This window comes from Lentibacillus daqui (assembly GCF_027186265.1).
In the GTDB taxonomy this organism is placed as follows: domain Bacteria; phylum Bacillota; class Bacilli; order Bacillales; family Amphibacillaceae; genus Lentibacillus_C; species Lentibacillus_C daqui.
In genome coordinates this window covers 271,007-288,749 of the sequence record NZ_CP114176.1, presented here as the reverse complement: position 1 = coordinate 288,749, position 17,743 = coordinate 271,007, and the positions used below count along the sequence as shown (strand labels likewise).

General features: G+C 40.1%; 16 protein-coding genes and 1 pseudogene. 3 read left to right on the top strand and 14 right to left on the bottom strand.

Translation table 11 applies throughout. The features are described 5' to 3' along the window. Positions 1-3: 3 nt before the first annotated feature. From O2S85_RS01550 to fadH, 4 genes are all read right to left on the bottom strand, one after another. A complete protein-coding gene (locus O2S85_RS01550; protein WP_269411026.1) occupies positions 4-690 on the bottom strand; it encodes a hypothetical protein in 687 nt (228 codons plus the stop codon). A gap of 37 nt (positions 691-727) precedes the next feature. After that, positions 728-1,627: an ATP-binding cassette domain-containing protein gene (locus tag O2S85_RS01545; protein WP_269411025.1), complete on the bottom strand. Its 900-nt coding sequence runs from the start codon at positions 1,625-1,627 to the stop codon at positions 728-730. Positions 1,628-1,805: 178 nt separating this feature from the next. Next, positions 1,806-2,585 (bottom strand): enoyl-CoA hydratase/isomerase family protein, encoded by a 780-nt coding sequence (locus O2S85_RS01540; protein WP_269411024.1) that lies wholly within the window; start codon positions 2,583-2,585, stop codon positions 1,806-1,808. Between the two features lie 25 nt (positions 2,586-2,610). Next, a complete protein-coding gene (fadH, locus tag O2S85_RS01535; protein WP_269411023.1) occupies positions 2,611-3,390 on the bottom strand; it encodes a 2,4-dienoyl-CoA reductase in 780 nt (259 codons plus the stop codon). 318 nt (positions 3,391-3,708) lie between these two features. Between fadH and O2S85_RS01530 the strand changes: the two genes are divergently transcribed. Beyond that, complete coding sequence (locus tag O2S85_RS01530) at positions 3,709-4,062, top strand: DnaJ family domain-containing protein (RefSeq protein WP_269411022.1); 354 nt, start codon at positions 3,709-3,711, stop codon at positions 4,060-4,062. Positions 4,063-4,110: 48 nt separating this feature from the next. Here O2S85_RS01530 and O2S85_RS01525 read toward each other — a convergent pair. The 5 genes and pseudogenes from O2S85_RS01525 to pgsB all read right to left on the bottom strand — a co-directional run. Next, a pseudogene (locus O2S85_RS01525) lies at positions 4,111-4,206 on the bottom strand (DUF72 domain-containing protein); the annotation flags it as partial. 2 nt (positions 4,207-4,208) lie between these two features. Next, positions 4,209-5,822, bottom strand: coding sequence for a gamma-glutamyltransferase family protein (locus O2S85_RS01520; RefSeq protein ID WP_269411021.1), 1,614 nt, complete (start codon positions 5,820-5,822; stop codon positions 4,209-4,211). Between the two features lie 5 nt (positions 5,823-5,827). Continuing rightward, entirely contained in the window at positions 5,828-5,989 is a 162-nt protein-coding gene (locus O2S85_RS01515; RefSeq protein ID WP_269411020.1) for a hypothetical protein, read from the bottom strand. A gap of 5 nt (positions 5,990-5,994) precedes the next feature. Continuing rightward, positions 5,995-6,447, bottom strand: coding sequence for a poly-gamma-glutamate biosynthesis protein PgsC (gene pgsC, locus O2S85_RS01510; RefSeq protein ID WP_269411019.1), 453 nt, complete (start codon positions 6,445-6,447; stop codon positions 5,995-5,997). Positions 6,448-6,636: 189 nt separating this feature from the next. Then, positions 6,637-7,836, bottom strand: coding sequence for a poly-gamma-glutamate synthase PgsB (pgsB, locus tag O2S85_RS01505; protein ID WP_269411018.1), 1,200 nt, complete (start codon positions 7,834-7,836; stop codon positions 6,637-6,639). Between the two features lie 1,029 nt (positions 7,837-8,865). Here pgsB and O2S85_RS01500 point away from each other — a divergent pair. Further along, positions 8,866-9,453 carry a cell wall hydrolase gene (locus O2S85_RS01500; protein WP_269411017.1) on the top strand — a complete coding sequence of 196 codons (588 nt, stop codon included), beginning with the start codon at positions 8,866-8,868 and terminating at the stop codon, positions 9,451-9,453. A gap of 176 nt (positions 9,454-9,629) precedes the next feature. Here O2S85_RS01500 and O2S85_RS01495 read toward each other — a convergent pair whose 3' ends face one another. From O2S85_RS01495 to pruA, 5 genes are all read right to left on the bottom strand, one after another. Further along, positions 9,630-10,973: an RNA-guided endonuclease InsQ/TnpB family protein gene (locus O2S85_RS01495; RefSeq protein ID WP_269411016.1), complete on the bottom strand. Its 1,344-nt coding sequence runs from the start codon at positions 10,971-10,973 to the stop codon at positions 9,630-9,632. Continuing rightward, positions 10,960-11,586, bottom strand: coding sequence for an IS607 family transposase (locus O2S85_RS01490; RefSeq protein WP_269411015.1), 627 nt, complete (start codon positions 11,584-11,586; stop codon positions 10,960-10,962). Before O2S85_RS01490 ends, O2S85_RS01495 begins: the two co-directional genes overlap by 14 nt. Positions 11,587-11,700: 114 nt before the next feature. After that, on the bottom strand, positions 11,701-12,555 hold the full coding sequence (locus O2S85_RS01485; RefSeq protein ID WP_269411014.1) for a DUF72 domain-containing protein: 855 nt from the start codon (positions 12,553-12,555) through the stop codon (positions 11,701-11,703). Positions 12,556-13,017: 462 nt separating this feature from the next. After that, the gene (locus tag O2S85_RS01480; protein WP_269411013.1) at positions 13,018-14,025 is read right to left on the bottom strand and encodes a proline dehydrogenase family protein; all 1,008 of its coding nucleotides are present in this window, start codon (positions 14,023-14,025) and stop codon (positions 13,018-13,020) included. Between the two features lie 391 nt (positions 14,026-14,416). Further along, positions 14,417-15,964 (bottom strand): L-glutamate gamma-semialdehyde dehydrogenase, encoded by a 1,548-nt coding sequence (pruA, locus tag O2S85_RS01475; RefSeq protein WP_269411012.1) that lies wholly within the window; start codon positions 15,962-15,964, stop codon positions 14,417-14,419. Between the two features lie 265 nt (positions 15,965-16,229). Here pruA and O2S85_RS01470 point away from each other — a divergent pair, with 265 nt between their 5' ends. Continuing rightward, the gene (locus O2S85_RS01470) at positions 16,230-17,603 is read left to right on the top strand and encodes a sigma-54 interaction domain-containing protein (RefSeq protein WP_269411011.1); all 1,374 of its coding nucleotides are present in this window, start codon (positions 16,230-16,232) and stop codon (positions 17,601-17,603) included. Positions 17,604-17,743 lie beyond the last annotated feature (140 nt).

The window sequence follows — 17,743 nt, the reverse complement described above, 5'->3', positions numbered from 1 at the left end:
TAATTAGTATAAACCCTTTCGTACCTTGACCTTTAAAAAAATATAAAACAACAGAACAGAGTATGCTATCACATACAACCACTTTAGCAATGTAATAGGTCCCAATTTGATCGTTTCCTCTCCAAGAATATCCAAAATCATAAAGGAAGGAGGTAGAACCCACGTAACTAAAGCAAATGAATCAGGCAATACATTCTCGATACCGCTACGCACTAAGGAAACAACCAATATTAGGGCCAATAACAACCAGGAGCTGAGTGTTCGACTGTGAAACGCCCGACTGAAAAAAACCGCTATGGAAATGCTTAATAGTGAAATAAGTATAAGGGACATGAACGCAATGAAACAATCCAGCACTGTAACAGAACGGTTGAATGCACCAATTATAAGCGGGTAAATAACGGCAAATAGAGATAGTAACGCGGCAAGGAACAAAATAGACAGGATCTTTGCACTAAATACCTTAACATAACTGTTTGCATGCAACATGGTGATTTGCTGTTGAACAAGTTCCTCAGTATCCATTAATGTTATGGCAAGCCACGCAACTATAAGATAAAGCGCAGCACAAGCAATCGCAAAGCTGTCAAAAACAGGATTCGGTACATATGTATAGGAAACAATTGTCCAAATAATAAAAAGCAAAACAGGAGGCACAAACGAATAAGTCCGGATGTAATCTTGCAACATATACCTTATCATATATCTCATATCATTCACCTGCGTTCTATTTATCCTTCATTTCCACATGGACCTCTGTCGGACGGGATACAAATTCCAATGATCCACCAAGTTCGATAATTTGTGCTACAATTTGGTCGCTACTGGTAGAAATCACCTTTATTTCATATGTCGTTGAAGAATGGCATTTATAGTCAATGATATCCCGAGTGTTTTGAATAAATGGATGGAATACCGTTGATCTTCCAGAAAATTCAATTGAACGGAAATAGTTGCCTTCAACAATCTCTTTGATTTGCTGCTTTGCGACATTAATTGTCCGATCAGCTATTTGTTCTTTTAAATAAGGTTCATGACAAGTGAAGATAATCGATTTACCTTCTGTTTTTAATTCCACTAATAATTTTACGAATTCCTCCTGTGACCGCGAATCCAATCCGGATAGTGGCTCATCAAGCAAAATTATATCTGGATTGGATAACAAAGCCTGCATGATATTAACCTTTTGCTTATTCCCTTTCGACAGGCGATGTATGACAACATTCTCATATTCTGTTAACCCGAATTGTCTAATCAACGCATTCATTCGAGAATGGAGTGCTTTGGTTTCAAGTCCCGCTATTTTCCCCATATGTCTTAGGTATTCTTTTGGTGTAAATCGTAGCGATTCGGGAGGCCGTTCTGGAACGTAACTTATTTTATTAGTCAATCGATTGATTTTTCCTATAGTTGGCACGGCAAAGCCCGCGATCAATTTCAAAAGCGTACTTTTACCTGAACCATTCTTACCAGTAATCGCAATGCATTCATTAGCTCTTATTCCTAAAGAAACATCTTTCAGTACCTTTTGTTTATTTATGGTAAAGTCAATATTTATTAGTTCAATCAAATTCATAATGTGCTCCTGAAAATAGCCTTTTTTAAATTTTAACATTTCCTTAAACATAGTGCTTGGAATTTACTCCTATGTCAATGGAGGAGAAGTTCGGGTGCTAATGAAAAAGTAAAGCAAAAACATCAAATAAATGCACAAGTACTTTAGTTGCAAAGCCTATGATATTTCGAGTAAACAATATATGAAACTATTACCAACAGCTATCAATTTCATACATAGTAGAAACGCTCTACTTCCCAACAAACTCAGGTTTCCGTTTCTCCAAAAATGCCTGAACGCCTTCTTTTACATCTTCCGTCCCGAAGCATTGTTTAATAAATGCATACTCCTGTTTTAAAATTGTAATAAGCTCAACATCAGGACTTGCGGTAAGGAGCCGCTTCGACAGTGTAAGTGCAATCGGCGGTCCACTGGCTAGTTCCTCAGCTATGTCACGAATGCGATCCATAAATATGTCATCCGGGAAAACACTGCTTACTAAGCCAATACGTTCCGCTTCATCAGCTTGAATATCACGTCCGGTAAAGATCAATTCCGTTGCTTTTGCTTTACCAACGAGCCGCGGCAAAAAATAACTCATCCCGGCATCAGGATTTAACCCACGGCGGATATAACCTGTCGTTACTCGGGCACTTTGGGTCATGAAGCACAAGTCACATGCAAGTGCCAAAGATAAACCTGCTCCCGCTGCAACCCCATTAATTGCGGCAATAACCGGTTTATCACAATGGACAATACCCAATGCCTGCCGTCCAACCCAGCCCAATTCATCCAATTGTTCATGTCTTGTCGTAGATTTATCTTGTGCCATTGTTAAATCCAGCCCGGCACAGAAGGCCTTTCCTTTTCCGGTAATAACAACAACCCGGACATCATCATCGGCTGAAGCTTGCTGAAGGGCTTGTTCGATTTGTGTACTAAATGCATCATGAATCGCATTCATTCGTTCAGGGCGGTTTAGTGTCAATGTTCGGACGCCATTTTGCGTATCAATCAATAATTCTTCCATGGTTTAACTCCTCCACGTTAAAAAATTAGTTCTGCATAAACCTGTCATTTGCCATCCACTGCCCTCCGTCAATGGTCAAGCAGTCGCCATTAATATAACGGGACTGATCAGAGACAAGAAATGTTGCTGCCTCAGTCACATCGGTTAGTGTACCAACTACACCAAGCGGATTTTTCTCCTTAATACGTTGAACAGCATCGTCCGAGCCAAATAAAATCTCCGAACCACCAGTATGTTCGATCGGTCCTGGTGCCATCGCATTGATCCGGATTCCATATTTCCCCCATTCAACAGCAAGTGATTTGGTCATTGCCAAAATACCAGCCTTTGCCGATGCCGAGTGAACTACTCCTGGTGATCCAGTCCATGCATATGTAGCCACCATATTTAACATGACACCACCAGTTTTCTGCGCGATCATTTCTTTACCAATAATTTGGGTGCAATTCCAGGTGCCGTTCAAACAAATATCAATGACTGCTTTCCAACCGTTTGGTGACAAGTCTTCTGCGGGGCAGATAAAATTCCCTGCAGCATTATTAACAAGAACATCAATGCAACCATATGTATTTTTCGTCGCATCAACCGTACGCTGGACATCCTCCCGATTCCGTACATCCATCTGCACTGCCAATACTTCTACTCCTGTTTCATTCTTAATGTCTTTTTTGGCCTGATCTAATCTTTCTTGTTTCCGACCCGTAATCACCACATTGGCTCCCTCGGCTGCAAAACGGGTTGCCATCGCCTTTCCCATCCCATTGCTTCCACCCGTTATAATTGCTACCTTTCGTTTTAACGCCATAACAGCTCTTCCCCTTCTAGTCTGAAATCGCATACATTTTACTTAAATGAATATGCATTCAATTTGCTAATATTAGTGTAACATAGTTTTACAACCTTTTGAATTTTATTGCATTAAATGCCATATTGAGTTGTTCTGTCCAATCTTTTTTCATATCAATAAGCTTGTTAATCGTTTGGGAATTATTTAATTGCAATAAAGGGTTGGTTAATATTGTATAAAAGAATGAACTCCCGTACGGTCCAAACATCCATATCAATACGTAAGATGAACTGGTATAATACTTATAACTACACAGGTAAACAGGAGGTGCACAATATGTATATGTTTGTTGAGGAAAGGATAAAAGATGCGATTGATAAGGGCGAGTTTGATGATCTTCCTGGTAAAGGTAAACGACTCAATCTACGAGAGGAATTACAAGGACTGTCTCCGGAAATTCGAATGGGGTATCGCATGCTAAAAAATGCTGGATATCTGGCGGAGGAAACGGACAAAAAAAGAAAAGACATTACCGTGGATGATCTGGTAACTGCAGCCACCGGGAATAAGGAAAAAGCCAATGTACAAAGCAAGACTAAATTTGACGCGTTTGTTAATCAAAGACAGTTAGATAAAAACAAAAAATTTGCCACATATGCCAAGCAAATTTACCAAAAATTATTTGGTTAAGTGGTGCATCTTGGTTATATCAGCGGGATGCGTAAGGACTGTCCCCCGTTAAAATAGTCGCAATTGTTTTGGTGCCAGTCCCTCATATTCAATTCCCAGCATTTCTTGAAATTGCTTAGCATTAACCCCCGCATCGCCGCCTGATTTTACGTACCATTTTTACTTTGCCATGATCCGTTTCTTCTTTTATCTGAACCACCGTGGATATGTCCGTCAATGATTTCTAGAGACTCGACACTCCCAAAATAAACGGAACGATAATTTTCAATGAGGTTAAAATCGTCATCTTTCCATTTATCTTTTACATCTTGCGGAATTTCCTCTTCCAAACGAATCGCATCATCATTCAATTCCATAAAGAACCTAGGTTTATCCACTGCGTCTTGAAGTGGAATTCCGAATTCAAGGTGTTGTACCAAGATACTTGTTAAAACCGAGGTGATCCTTCTCCCTCCTGCAGCACCAATTCCCAACACAGGTTGATCGTCCTTGGAAACGATGATAGGGGATGTATAACTAAAAGGACGTTTTCCTCCTTTTGGGCGATTTGATGAGGAATCACTAGTACTAAAGTTATCCAATTCGTTATTTAAAAAGAATCCACCGACACGTTCCCCGGATCCAAAGAAGCTACTTAAAGTGTTTGTTGACGACACCATCATGCCGTTTTTATCTATAATAGTAAAATGGGTGGTATTGGCATGATCCGCTATATCCCCCTTTGAATCCAGTTCCACTCGCAGATCATCGTCTTTTTTCCTTAGCATGTTTTTGATATGTTCATCGGATAACAATTCATCTAGATCCATATCAATTTCATTCGGGTCACCAATGTTTTCAATTCGGTCCTTATATGCTAATCGATTCATGGTTCCGATATTTTTAATGAAAGAATGTAGATTGTTCTCGTCCCACTCCAAGTGTTTTGCCATCAATAATTCCTGAGCAATCATAACACCTCCATTTGCGGGTGGAGGTAAATATATGCTATAACCCTTATATTCTATTTCTAGAGGTTCCCTTTTTTCGACGTGATAATTTCTCAAATCACTTAGCTCTATTTCCGGAACCTTCTCATGGATCATGTCTGCTATTTCACCTTTATAAAAGGCATCGGAGCCGTCCTTTTGAATCTGACGCAATGTTTCCGCCATTTCCAAATCCTTTATAATCATTCCCGGTTTCACCGCTTTTCCATGATGAAAATAAGGTAATGCCTCTGTATCTAATCGATTGGATGCGCCCTTTAATCGCTCATGTAATGTTTCAGAAACCTTGAACCCATTATTCGCCATTTCAATGGCAGGTTCCAGCAATGACTCCATCGGAAGCTTCCCATAATCATTGTGAACCGTTTCCATACCTTTTACAAAGCCCATAACGCCAATGCCTTTCTCGGGTAAGTCACCGTCTTCCGGAGCCGTTTCCCGATAGTCATAGACCACAGGCTTACTATCAGGATTCATGACCATAAGTGTTCCACCGCCTCCGATTCCGCCTAACGAAGGTTCAATAACATTCAGCACATAGGCAACGGCCACAGCCGCATCTACCGCATTGCCGCCATTATTTAGGACGTCCATTCCCACTTCAACCGCCATAGAGTTATCACTAGCCACCCCATATTGATGTTCATGATTCTCTTTTTTATTAAAAATATGGTAGGTGTTTTCACCCTTATTTGATCCTATAAGAGAAGGGACTATCATGAACAAGATAATCCCTAACACAATTGCTATATACCACCGCTTTTTCTTCATCACCATCACTTCATTTCATAAAAAATGACCGTCATCAAAGTTATCACTGCTGCAATCGAAGCATGTAAATCCGCTTTTTTCTGATGCATTTTCGTAAACCTTAACATCAATTGATGCAAAGTCAGCCGCTTTTTCTTTTTGTCTTCACTTAGTTCCATTCCTGTCATTCCCTTCAAACTATGGTATTATAGGTAAGAACAACCAAAAACGTTGATGCACTTAGGGCAATGGTACTCCCCACAGTAGGTATAACCCCTTGCCTTTGGATGGTATTGGCAATTAGACCCGGAATAACAACACCTAATGCCTGTAATTCAAATATGCCAAATGGTGTCGGGATTTGTACGAAATAATCAAATATGACTTTTAAAATGATACCAACTGTTAACATGGCAGTGAATTTTCGTCTTCCATATAAAATGGTATACCTCCCCACTACATGCATCACAATTAGATAGGTGATAAAGGCAATAAGCAGAGTTGAAATAATGATCATGGGTGAAGTAAACGTTAGTGCAAGGTAACCCGGGACTACTAACCCCGCTGGTAAAATCCCAGTCATTTCCGCATATATTAAGCTGAAGATAACCCCAACAGCTAATGCAATATAAGATTCTATATTCATTTTTTTAACAATTCCTCCCCGAAATTCTTTTAAGAGGATGTTCAAAAATTCCGGTAAAAATGACACTTCGAATTTCGTCGTTGGCTTGCTTTTCCGCTCCTCATGTACCTTTTATGTACACTCCGGTGCTCAAAGCTACGCCGCTTAGAACTTCTCGGTCCTTTTTATCCTCCTTTTTGAACACGCACTTTAAACGGTATAACTCATTTCTTTTTCTGGAAATACTTTAAATTCTTCTAACCTGGTAATTAACGGCTCCCCCGCACCGTGTATATTTCCGACACCGTAAATACAGTAACCACTAAGGTATTTTTGTAAGACCCGGGTTATCTCTTCTACGCTTGTTTCTTCTAGATCAACTATTTCCTTTGTTTTTATATGTCCCTGATTATAGCTTTCCATAATCGGACCAACCGTCTTTCCAATTAAAATTAACGATTCCATCTCCAAGTGAGGAAGAACGTCTGTTGCAAACTGTTCAGTGCGATCCACCCGATCCTCCCGGCAATTCATGATCACAACCAAATGATCACTCGGATAATGGCCTAACATATCAACCCTTTTATAAATATTCAACGTGGAAGCAGAATCATTGGCCGCAAAACCATTCACGAAATAGGAAGGTTGATATTTATTTCCGATTGGCAAAATTTTCATCGCACCAGGATCCGGATTTGCGTTTAACATTCCTCTTAATGCCACCTCTTCATCTATTTGTAAGGCTTCGGCAACTGCCAAAACCAAAGCAACATTGTCGGGAAAAACCATGTATTCAAATTGTAGAAGATAGTCTTCACTAACCTTTTCAGGATTGGCAACAATTACTTTAGTTCTACGTTTTTTCGCAATTTCTTTAAAATAGGATTCATATGGACTTCTATCAATAATTAAAAAGCCGTCATAAGGAATAGTGTTTGTGAATGCCTCGGCCACTTCACTCAGTGTCGGGCCCATGACATCCATGTGGTCTTCCAAAACATTGACGATTACACCAATATTTGCTTGCAACATTTTGTTCTGAAAGGTTTTTTGATAGTCGGGATTTACGGCCATACACTCACTTACCAGGGCATTTGCGCCTGCATCGGCAGCTAATTTAACAACCTTTTTTTGTTCCCTAATATTGGGGCCTTCAGGTCTTCTTTTAATAGGTTCTTCCTGGTCCCGATTCCAATAAATCATTCTTGCTGATGTTCCGGTTGTTTTTCCAACTGTATGATAGCCATCCTCCATTAGCGCCCAGGTTATTAATCGTGTTACGGTAGATTTTCCTCTAATTCCATTGACATTTATACGGATTGGTACGGCCTCAATATTTTTTTGGTGATTACGCTTTTCATAAACTCCTATTATAAATAAAACCAAAGATAATAAGACAACAAGGTACACGCAACATCCTCCTAAAGGTAATGAATTATTCTTTCTTCCCTCATTTCATACCAAAACTATTTTCAGAATTCCTTTATTAATCCCCTACCTTTTATTTCTACTAAAGTATGTAGCACGTAAAAAAATGTAAATTAGTGCAAGATGAAAAAATATTAATAGTGCATGTTCAAAAAGGAGGATAAAAAGGACCGAGAAGTTCTAGGCGGCGTAGCTTTGAGCACCGGAGTGTACATAAAAGGTACATGAGGAGCGGAAAAGCAAGCCGACGAGCTTCTTCAAAGGAAGGCCGACTAAAAACGGGCTTGCGCTCAGGCTTCGGCATACCCCTCATACCCCTTTTGCAGGGGCATGTCATTTTTACCGGACTTTTTGAACATCCTCTAATATAATATTTTTCGATAAGAGTCTGACTATTTATCAAAGTATCTTACAGACTAAAAATTCGAGCGTGCCCTACACTTTTATCGCATATGTAACAAAACACCAAAGATCAATCGCGCATTTTCGACCCATTACGAGCAAATTATAGTATAATGTCGACTCTTATACCATTACAGATATTCAACAAAACAGAAACAAAAATTTGATAAATTTAACATTAATTAGGTGATTATAACCGGTATATTTACCCCATATTTCATGACGATAGTTTATGAAGCGTAATGTTGTCCATCGACTATCACTTTCATTAAACCAAATTCATGTATAACAAAACGTTACACATTATTAAAATATTGTAGTAATAATAATTAATATGTAATATAAAAGCTCCCCTTCCAATATGAAGAGAAGCCTTTAATTTTTGGCGATCTTCAACCATACGCCCTATTTCCACAGTATAGAACACTTACTCTTATTCCAGATAGGCGCTTTTAATTGAACAAACGGGCACTTATTTTTTATTTCCATAACATTTCAATTGATCACAATTCAGTTAAATAATGTATTTAGCCCTTGTCATTATTTATCGATTGGTATAGATTTTATACATTCTATTCAATCTTTTGGAGTAAAGGGTTAGGTGATAAAATGAAAAAAATATTATTCTCGTTAATTGCAGTAGCCGCTGTCGTTTTACCAGCCAATCAAATTTTTGCTTATACGGTTCAACCCGGTGATAATTTAAGCAAAATTGCGTCAAATAATGATACAACTGTGCAAAACCTTCTAGAAAACAATACGCAAATTCCAGATGCAAATCACCTAAACGTTGGTGAAAGCATAAAAATTCCTAATAGCTCTAGCCATTCCAACAATAGTGCAGTAACCGATGAAAGAGAGACTTTAGCCAAACTTGTACATGCTGAAGCAGGTGGCGAACCAATGGCGGGGAAAATAGCGGTTGCTTCTGTCGTTCTTAACCGAGTCAATAGTCCCGAATTCCCCGATACGATTCATGATGTCATTTACCAACCGGGTCAGTTTACACCTGCTCAAAATGGTATGATAAATAATACGCCCGATGAGGTAGACTATCAATCTGTTGACCAAGCATTCGCCAATAGGGATCAAAACACTAAATCTCTTTATTTCTATAATCCAACTATCGCCACAGACCACTGGTTAGATCATTTACCTACCACGGAGATTATTGGTGACCATGTCTTCAAACAATAATTCAATCCCCCACTCAAACCTCTTACAGATAGTTTGAAGTGGGGGATTTCTACGGGATAGCTTAGAAAGAACTACCGCACTCCTTTGTTTATTTAAACCTAACCGAAATTAAGCCTAAAATTAATCAAAGACCTCTTCTCTGTTACCAAGAAGAATGTTTGTTTCACCCCCCGGATTTACTTCCCGAGGCCAGCAGATGGGGTCAAACCACAAGCAATCTTTGCCTGTTTAAAATCCCACCACACTGTATACATAGGGGATTCCACACCTATGTAGCCTGTGCGAGGCAATCGCTTTTTGGCTTTCTTTCCGATATTAATTGCACTGTTGATATCTCTCGAAAGCGTTGTACCGCAGTTTACACATGTAAAGCTGCGAATAGATGGGTCCTTTTTCTCCTGATGACCACAGACACAACAGGTTTTGGTTGTGTCCCGTTCATCGATCTTTTGATAATATTTACCGCTTTTTGCCTGCACCCAGTTCAAAATACTCCTGAATTTACCGACTGGTGTTTGATTTAACATGGCTCTTCTCATTGACCCGTATTTCGCTACATCGGGAGTTGGTGTATAGTCACCAATGTAAATGGCATCGTAACGCTTGGAAAAATAATGCGCATAGCTAAATAACAGCGTCTTCATTTGTTCTCGACGTTTTAATTGCGCCTTTTCCAAAGCATGATTAAGTCTTTTCCAACGTTTGCTTGGCTCAAAATAAGTAACGTTTGGGGTGCATACCAGCTTATTAAATTTTTCACATTTGTCCCGTTTTGACTTAATTTCATCGATTCGTTTATCCCAATACTTCAATAGTGCATTCATCGATTTCAATTCATATGATTTTCCATCACTGCCTAATCCCACCGCCAAATTCTTATGGTTGGGATCAAATACAATAAACGATTGTTCCTCTATTTTGGTGATTTCTTTGGCATCTTCTATTGTAAAAATGGCATAATACGAATCCAGATCCTTTGTAATGCGAAGGGTTTTGATTCTCTCCGTTTCGCTTAGTTCTACCGCTTCCACGAGTCCAACTTTAATTTTGATGGTCTTCCTGGCCTGTTCATCTATTTTCCTTAATTCCTTGTATTCTTCATCTGTTAACTTGCCAAAACTTAAGGAAAGCAGATTGGTATCCAATAATTTAAAACCTTTTTTTGGTTCATCATAATATAGCGAAAACCACTTCTTTTTCCATGAACGATATTTTGGTTTCTCATTCATTAATTTTGGATCAAAAAATCGTTCATAGGCATCTTTTAACCGTAATGCCGTATTTTTCAATGGGGAGGAATGGACTTTAAACAAAAATGGGTTTTCCCCTTTTATTTTCGGTACTTCATTCCTCAGGTTTCTGCCGGAAAGCAGTTTTTTCTTTTTTCCATTGCGATAATCTTCTTCCACCGCGTCAAGCAATTGATTATACAGCCAGTTGCACATTCTGGATTGAGAATCGAGTAACTGCTTGTTATCTTTTGTAACCATCAACCGTACCTTTTTATTATACGTAAGCATGGCCGTTGTCCTCAATGACCTGTTTCACTGCTTGTTGCAGTTTCTTTCGCTTGTGACTTCTGCTTCCATACAAGCGGCTGCTGAAGACAGTAATAATGGAAAGCATATCCTCGACTAACTCCTGCTCATATGTTTTATCCTCTGTATGGTTGACGATTTCAATTTTCACATGATGGAAGGCACATATTTGTTCCAACAATTCATACCCAAAACGTAATAACCTATCTTTATAGTTGACGACAACTTTCTCCACCTGATTGCTTTGCACCAGCCGGATTAATTCCTTTAGCCCCTTCTTATCGTAACTCAAACCACTTCCCAGATCTTTTATAATACGAAACTGATATCCATTTGCCGAACAATACTGCGAAACGGTATGGACCTGCCTTTTTAAATCTTCCTTTTGGTCCGATGATGAGACACGGCAATACCCAATAACAATTTTGTCTTGAAGTGGTTTCAAATCATGCTTGATAGCACTAAGGTCTTCTACAGCATATCTTCTATGGCCACCGGTGGTTCGAGAGGATGTTATCTTCCCCTCTTTCTCCCACCTTCTTAATGTGGTGGGATGAACACCAAGTATGTTGGATGCTTCATCGATGGTATACATGTTAGCGATCCTCCTCATTTTATTTCTACTTACAAGGTTCGACATAAAATGGGAGAATCCTGCTAAAAAGTAATTAATTTTAAATAATTTAGATTAAACTGTTTTGAAACCCCGCTAAAACAAACGCAATTGTTTTGGTGCCAGTCCCGCATATTCAATCCCTAGCATTTCTTGAAATTGCTTAGCATTACCAGCAGCATCGCCGCCTGAATTATTATTAAACAAGACAATAATATCTTTGGTTCCTTTTGACAGTTGCTTGATTCGGTCCTTCCATTCTGACAACTCAGCATTGTTGTATCTATATAAATAACGAACTTCGCGCCAGCTGTTATTATCAGCACCATTCGGCTTATTCCATCCGTACACATTTCTGCCGTGCATCCGCACCAACGCCAGGTTTTCATCCGTCACAACCGGTACAGTCGGAATGGAACGCTCGCCTGCCTGTGGTTCATCGACAATCGTATGAATCCAGCCTTCCTGCTTAATAAATGCCAAAGTATCAGCACGAAAAGCATCACTAAACCAGGATTGATGGCGAAATTCCAGCGCCACCGGAATGTCCCCAATTTGTTGTTTACAGTAACGTAAATAGTCAACATTTTCTTTCTTACAGGCAAACCATGGCGGAAACTGAAACAATACCATCGCAAGCTTATTTGCCTTTCGATAGGGCTTTAAAGAATCCTTGAACGCCTGAAACATCGCTGTCTTTGTTTCGAATGGAAGCTCGTCCCGCTTATGGCCGGTCATCCCTTGATAGGCCTTTACGACAAAGCGAAAAGTATCCGGTGTCTCGTTTACCCATTTTGTAACATTACGTTCCGGCTGGATGGCATAAAAAGAAGCATCCACCTCCACTACGGGGAAATGACTGCTGTATTCGGGAAGTTTATCTTTTGCTTTGATATGGGCGGGATATAAGGAATAATGGTCACCCCAGCCGGTAAGTCCAATATAAATCATTGCAAATCCACCTCTGTTGTAAGGATAACATACGGATATTCAATGTATAAGTATGAAACGCTAATCAGAGAAATTTAATAGAATCTAATATTTCCGTGCACTATACTAGAGAAACAATGGAGCGGCTATACATGGAGGGGGGCGGGCACACCGTTTTTACCTTCTGAGATATTTCCCAAGAAGGAGGTGTCGCCAATGGTCGCACTGATGATTTCTTTTGGCATGTTAGTAGCGTTAAAAAAAGGAAATAATCCCTCACATGCTTTAGCCCGGCAATGAGGGATTACCTGTCTCTTGTGCCTGCCTCTTTTGTTGAGGTTGGTCTTATGGTAGCCGTTTCATGTCATCAGCATGGAACGATTTTATTTAGTGTACCACGAATACGAAATTGTTACACTACTTTTTTAACACCAACTCAGATAGTTAAGATTACAATAAGGCTATCAGATACCTATCTAGAAATCAGTTCGCCTTTTTATACTTTTTCCGCATCCAGACTGCCATTAATGAAGCAGCGGCAGCCCCGGCAATCAGCGGTTCTTTCTTTAACTTATTATCTTCCGTATAAAATACATCTTTCATAATCAGATTCATATTCTGCGGACGTTCTGCAAGTCTGCGCATGAAATAACCGAACCAGTCAGTGCCAAATGGAATATACGTACAAAAATTATACCCTTCTTCTGCCAGACTGTAATGCATTTCGGTGCGGAACCCATATAACATTTGAAATTCAAACCTGTCCAAAGGAATGTGATTATCCTCGACAAACTTCTTTAACTCCTGAATGATATGATGGTCATGGGTAGCAATTGATGTGAATGTATCCCCTTTCAAACGTGTTTTTGCCATTTGAATAAAGTTTTGATCAATTTCTTCCTTGGATGGATAAGCCACATCTTCATTTTCCTTGTATGCCCCTTTTACCAGCCGAATGCGAATGTCTTTCAATTGTTCCAAATCCTCCGCCGCTTCACGCAAATAGGACTGAATAACGGTACCCACATTACTATAATCATTGCGAAGTTTAAACAGGACATCCAATGTTTTTTGGTAATGGCTATATTTCTCCATATCAATATTGATAAAAATGCCATAATCTGCAGCCAAGGCCAGGATTTCCCGCATGTTATTCAGACAAAATTCCCGGTCAATATCCAAACCAAGCTGGGTTAATTTAACGGATACGTGACAATCCAATCGTTCTTCATGAATGCGGTGCAGTATTTGCATAATTTCATCTTTAGCGGTACTTGCCTCCGTCTTATCAGATACAAATTCACCAAGATTATCCAGAGTTGCGCGGATGCCATGCTGGTTCAGTTCTTTAACCACATTCGCAACACCATCAATCGTCGTACCGGCAACGAACTTTTCTGCTCCGAGATGAAATCCCCACTTTTTGGCATTAGCATTTAAAAACTTATTATTCGATAATCCAATAAAAAAATCTCTTGTTAGATTTGCCATGCTGAATTGCTCCTTCACACATTTAACTAACACGTGCGGCAAAGATACAAAGGCGTAAGCGCCCGGTTAGCGGCGTACAAACTGCGCCCGTGCAACACGGGTGGTTCGGCGTTGCCGCGCAAAGCGGCGTCCTTAGCCGAACATCCTTACCTACGAGATAAAGGAAACATGCCCCTGCAAAAGGGGTATGCCGACGTTGGCCGCAAAGGCCGTTCTTAGTCGGCCTTCCTTTGTTCCTAAATCGATGTTGACTTATCGTAGGAGGAAGCCTGAAGTTTGCTAGCCGCTGGGCGCTGGAGCCGGACGAGGCCCATCTTGTTTACCAGGTTATTAACAGCGCTTAATTTTTATAATACCTAAGTAAGGGACGCATTTGCCGCAGTCGTGATGGTTAATATACTTCAGATACTACTTTTGCTTCCAAGAAATGCTGCAAGTAATCCGGGCCGCCTGCTTTGGAGTCAGTACCAGACATCTTAAATCCGCCAAATGGTTGATATCCAACGATTGCTGCGGTACAGCCGCGATTGAAGTACAGGTTACCAACATGGAATTCATAACGGGCACGATTCAAGTGCTCGCGATTATTGGAGATAACTGCACCAGTTAAGCCATATTCCGTGTTGTTGGCAATTTCCAGCAATTCATCAAAATCGTTGGCTTTAGCAAATGCTACAACCGGACCAAAGATTTCTTCCTGCATGATTCTTGCTTTCGGATCCAAATCCTTGAAGATTGTTGGGTGAACAAAATACCCCTTGGAATCATCTGTTTCTCCACCATAGGCAAGTTCACCTTCTTGCTTGCCGATCTCAATATAGTTCTTGATTTTATCAAATTGTTTCTGATTAATAACCGCTGACATATAAACATTTTCTTCGGTCGGGTTGCCGATCGTTAATTCCTTGGTTAGTTCAATCGCTTTGGCAAGCACGTCATCATAAACATCCTTGTGAATAACCGCCCGTGAACAAGCAGAACATTTCTGACCGGAAAAACCGAATGCTGAATTTACAATGGCATCTGCAGCCAAATCAAGATCTGCATCATTATCAACAATGATCGTATCTTTACCACCCATTTCAGCGACGACGCGTTTTAAGAATGTTTGACCTTCCTGCACCTTGGCAGCGCGTTCCATGATTCGGGTTCCTGTTGCACGTGAACCGGTAAAGTTAACAAAATGTGTGTCTTTATGATCAACAAGATAGTCGCCGATTTCCGCCGGGTCACCTGGTACAAAGTTGAGTACACCTTTTGGCAGTCCGGCTTCTTTTAATACCTCTACCAATTTGTAGGCAATGACTGGTGTGTTTTCCGATGGTTTTAACAGGACTGGGTTCCCCGCCACAATCGGTGCAACTGTGGTACCGCATACAATCGCAAAAGCGAAATTCCATGGTGGAATGACGACACCAGGTCCCATTGGCTGATAGAAATAGGAATTCTGTTCATTCGCACGATCTTCTACTTTCTTGCCTTGACCAAGCTCAACCATTTGCCGAGCATAGTATTCCAGGAAATCAAGTCCTTCTGCCACGCCTCCATCAGCTTGACTCCAAGGCTTACCTGCATCATAAGCCAGCCATGCAGAGAATTCATGCTTTCGGCGACGGACAATGGCTGCCGCTTTATACAAGACATCTGCACGTTCTTCTGGTGTCCAGCTGCGCCATGTGTTAAACGCATCAAGAGCGGCTTCCATTGCTTGATCCACATGTTCTTTCGTCGCTTTGGATACGTAACCGACAACTTCCTCTTTGTTAGCAGGGTTTACAGAAACGAGCTTATCATCTGTATAAATCTCTTCCCCATTGATCACGATTGGATATTCTTTTCCCAACTCACCTTTAACCTGTTTTAGGGCAGATTCAAATGCCTGACGGTTCGTGGGATCATTAAAGTCTGTAAATGGTTCATGTTTAAAAGGTAATGCCAATATAATAACCTCCTTGATATAAAACCTTAAAAATTTAGCGCTTTCATCTATAATATTAGCAAGAATCATGCCAACTTTATTATTCTATTATAAATTAGGAAGTGAAAAAGCCATGATATCAATGAAATAACCGACTATCCACGTAATGATAGCTGATATTTTCTGGCATACTATGAAATGATTATTTGTAAACTATATGTACAAAAGTGTATAATAAGTTTACGCTTACATTTACAATTGCCTTACAATTCGGAGGTGAAGTGAAATGGATTATGATTACCATGTTTTAAACGCCGTCTTAGGTGCAGAAGATGATGCAATCACTGTTATCAACGTCAATCGGGAGGTAATCTACTGGAATGATGCAGCCGTTCATACCTACAACATCCACAAATCCGAGATTCTGCATCAGCCAATCAACAAGTTTTTCCATCATGACGATTTAATGGTATTAAAAGTACTCAAAACACAGGAACCTGTAAAAAATGCTTATCACCGTCCACAAGAGAATAAACATGTAGTGATTAATGCAGCACCTGTATTTGATCAAAACAATCGGATCATCGGCTCTGTTTCAGTGGAGCGGGATATCACACAAATCGTTAAATTAAATGATAATTTGATGTCAACCTCGGTGGAGTTGAATGAACTACGACAACAAGTAAATACCACGAATGGAGAGACACCTTTTGCCAAATTAAAAGGAGAAAGTGTAGCACTGAATCAAGTCATCCGTATCGCTCGCAAAGCAGCGAAAACGGACGCGACAACACTAATCCTTGGAGAAAGCGGAACAGGAAAAGAAATATGTGCCCGGGCTATTCATGATGCAAGTACCCGAAAAGACGGGCCATTTATCCCGGTCAACTGTGGCGCGATTCCGGTTGCCTTATTTGAAAGTGAATTGTTTGGCTATGAAGGTGGATCATTTACCGGTGCGGAGAAAAATGGGAAAGCGGGAAAAATTGAAATGGCGAATGAAGGCACATTATTTCTCGATGAAGTGGGAGAACTACCGCTGGAAATGCAAGTCAAACTGCTCCGGGTGTTACAGGAAAATACCATTTATCGGATTGGTGACTCCAAAGGAAAACAGATAAATGTGCGTTTTATCGCCGCTACGAACCAAAACCTGGAACAATTGATGGAAGAAAAGCGATTTCGTTCTGACTTATTTTATCGTTTGGATATTATTCAATTAACCATGCCGCCACTACGGGAACGGACGGCAGATATTCCGGGACTGGCACAATTATTTCTGAAACAATTTGCCGCCAAATACCAAGTGCCCGTTCCGATGATGGAACAGGATGCACTTGAATTGTTAACGACTTTTCACTGGACCGGAAATGTAAGAGAACTCCGGAATTTAATGGAGCGAATCGTGATCCTTTCCGAGAAAGCCGTTGTGACCAGGCAGGATCTGCTAAGTTTCCACCAGCAGCCATCCCCATCGTTGCGCATCGAATCCCATACGATACAACCATCTTTGCCTAAAGAAAAGGAAAATATGGAAAAACAGCGGATTATGGACGCACTAGGACAAACAAACGGAAATAAATCAGCAGCTGCAAAAATTCTGGGAATCTCACGCGTCACCCTTTATAACAAATTGGAGAAATTTGATATTCAATACTAACAGAATGTCAAGCGCTCTTTTTTTCCCCGTATATTTTTTGATGTTTTATTCTTGACTCAGTTCATTTTCCAAAAGATTGCATCCTCTGATGATCACATTACAATTCTTTGTATGTATCGCCCGATGAGTGGTATAGTATA

Excerpts from the sequence above, each read along its gene's own strand:
- O2S85_RS01550 (WP_269411026.1), bottom strand. The coding sequence starts at position 690 with ATGTTGCAAGATTACATCCGGACTTATTCGTTTGTGCCTCCTGTTTTG.
- O2S85_RS01545 (WP_269411025.1), bottom strand. The coding sequence starts at position 1,627 with ATGTTTAAGGAAATGTTAAAATTTAAAAAAGGCTATTTTCAGGAGCAC.
- O2S85_RS01540 (WP_269411024.1), bottom strand. The coding sequence starts at position 2,585 with ATGGAAGAATTATTGATTGATACGCAAAATGGCGTCCGAACATTGACA.
- fadH (WP_269411023.1), bottom strand. The coding sequence starts at position 3,390 with ATGGCGTTAAAACGAAAGGTAGCAATTATAACGGGTGGAAGCAATGGG.
- O2S85_RS01530 (WP_269411022.1), top strand. The coding sequence starts at position 3,709 with ATGTATATGTTTGTTGAGGAAAGGATAAAAGATGCGATTGATAAGGGC.
- O2S85_RS01520 (WP_269411021.1), bottom strand. The coding sequence starts at position 5,822 with ATGAAGAAAAAGCGGTGGTATATAGCAATTGTGTTAGGGATTATCTTG.
- O2S85_RS01515 (WP_269411020.1), bottom strand. The coding sequence starts at position 5,989 with ATGACAGGAATGGAACTAAGTGAAGACAAAAAGAAAAAGCGGCTGACT.
- pgsC (WP_269411019.1), bottom strand. The coding sequence starts at position 6,447 with ATGAATATAGAATCTTATATTGCATTAGCTGTTGGGGTTATCTTCAGC.
- O2S85_RS01500 (WP_269411017.1), top strand. The coding sequence starts at position 8,866 with ATGAAAAAAATATTATTCTCGTTAATTGCAGTAGCCGCTGTCGTTTTA.
- O2S85_RS01495 (WP_269411016.1), bottom strand. The coding sequence starts at position 10,973 with ATGCTTACGTATAATAAAAAGGTACGGTTGATGGTTACAAAAGATAAC.
- O2S85_RS01490 (WP_269411015.1), bottom strand. The coding sequence starts at position 11,586 with ATGTATACCATCGATGAAGCATCCAACATACTTGGTGTTCATCCCACC.
- O2S85_RS01485 (WP_269411014.1), bottom strand. The coding sequence starts at position 12,555 with ATGATTTATATTGGACTTACCGGCTGGGGTGACCATTATTCCTTATAT.
- O2S85_RS01480 (WP_269411013.1), bottom strand. The coding sequence starts at position 14,025 with ATGGCAAATCTAACAAGAGATTTTTTTATTGGATTATCGAATAATAAG.
- O2S85_RS01470 (WP_269411011.1), top strand. The coding sequence starts at position 16,230 with ATGGATTATGATTACCATGTTTTAAACGCCGTCTTAGGTGCAGAAGAT.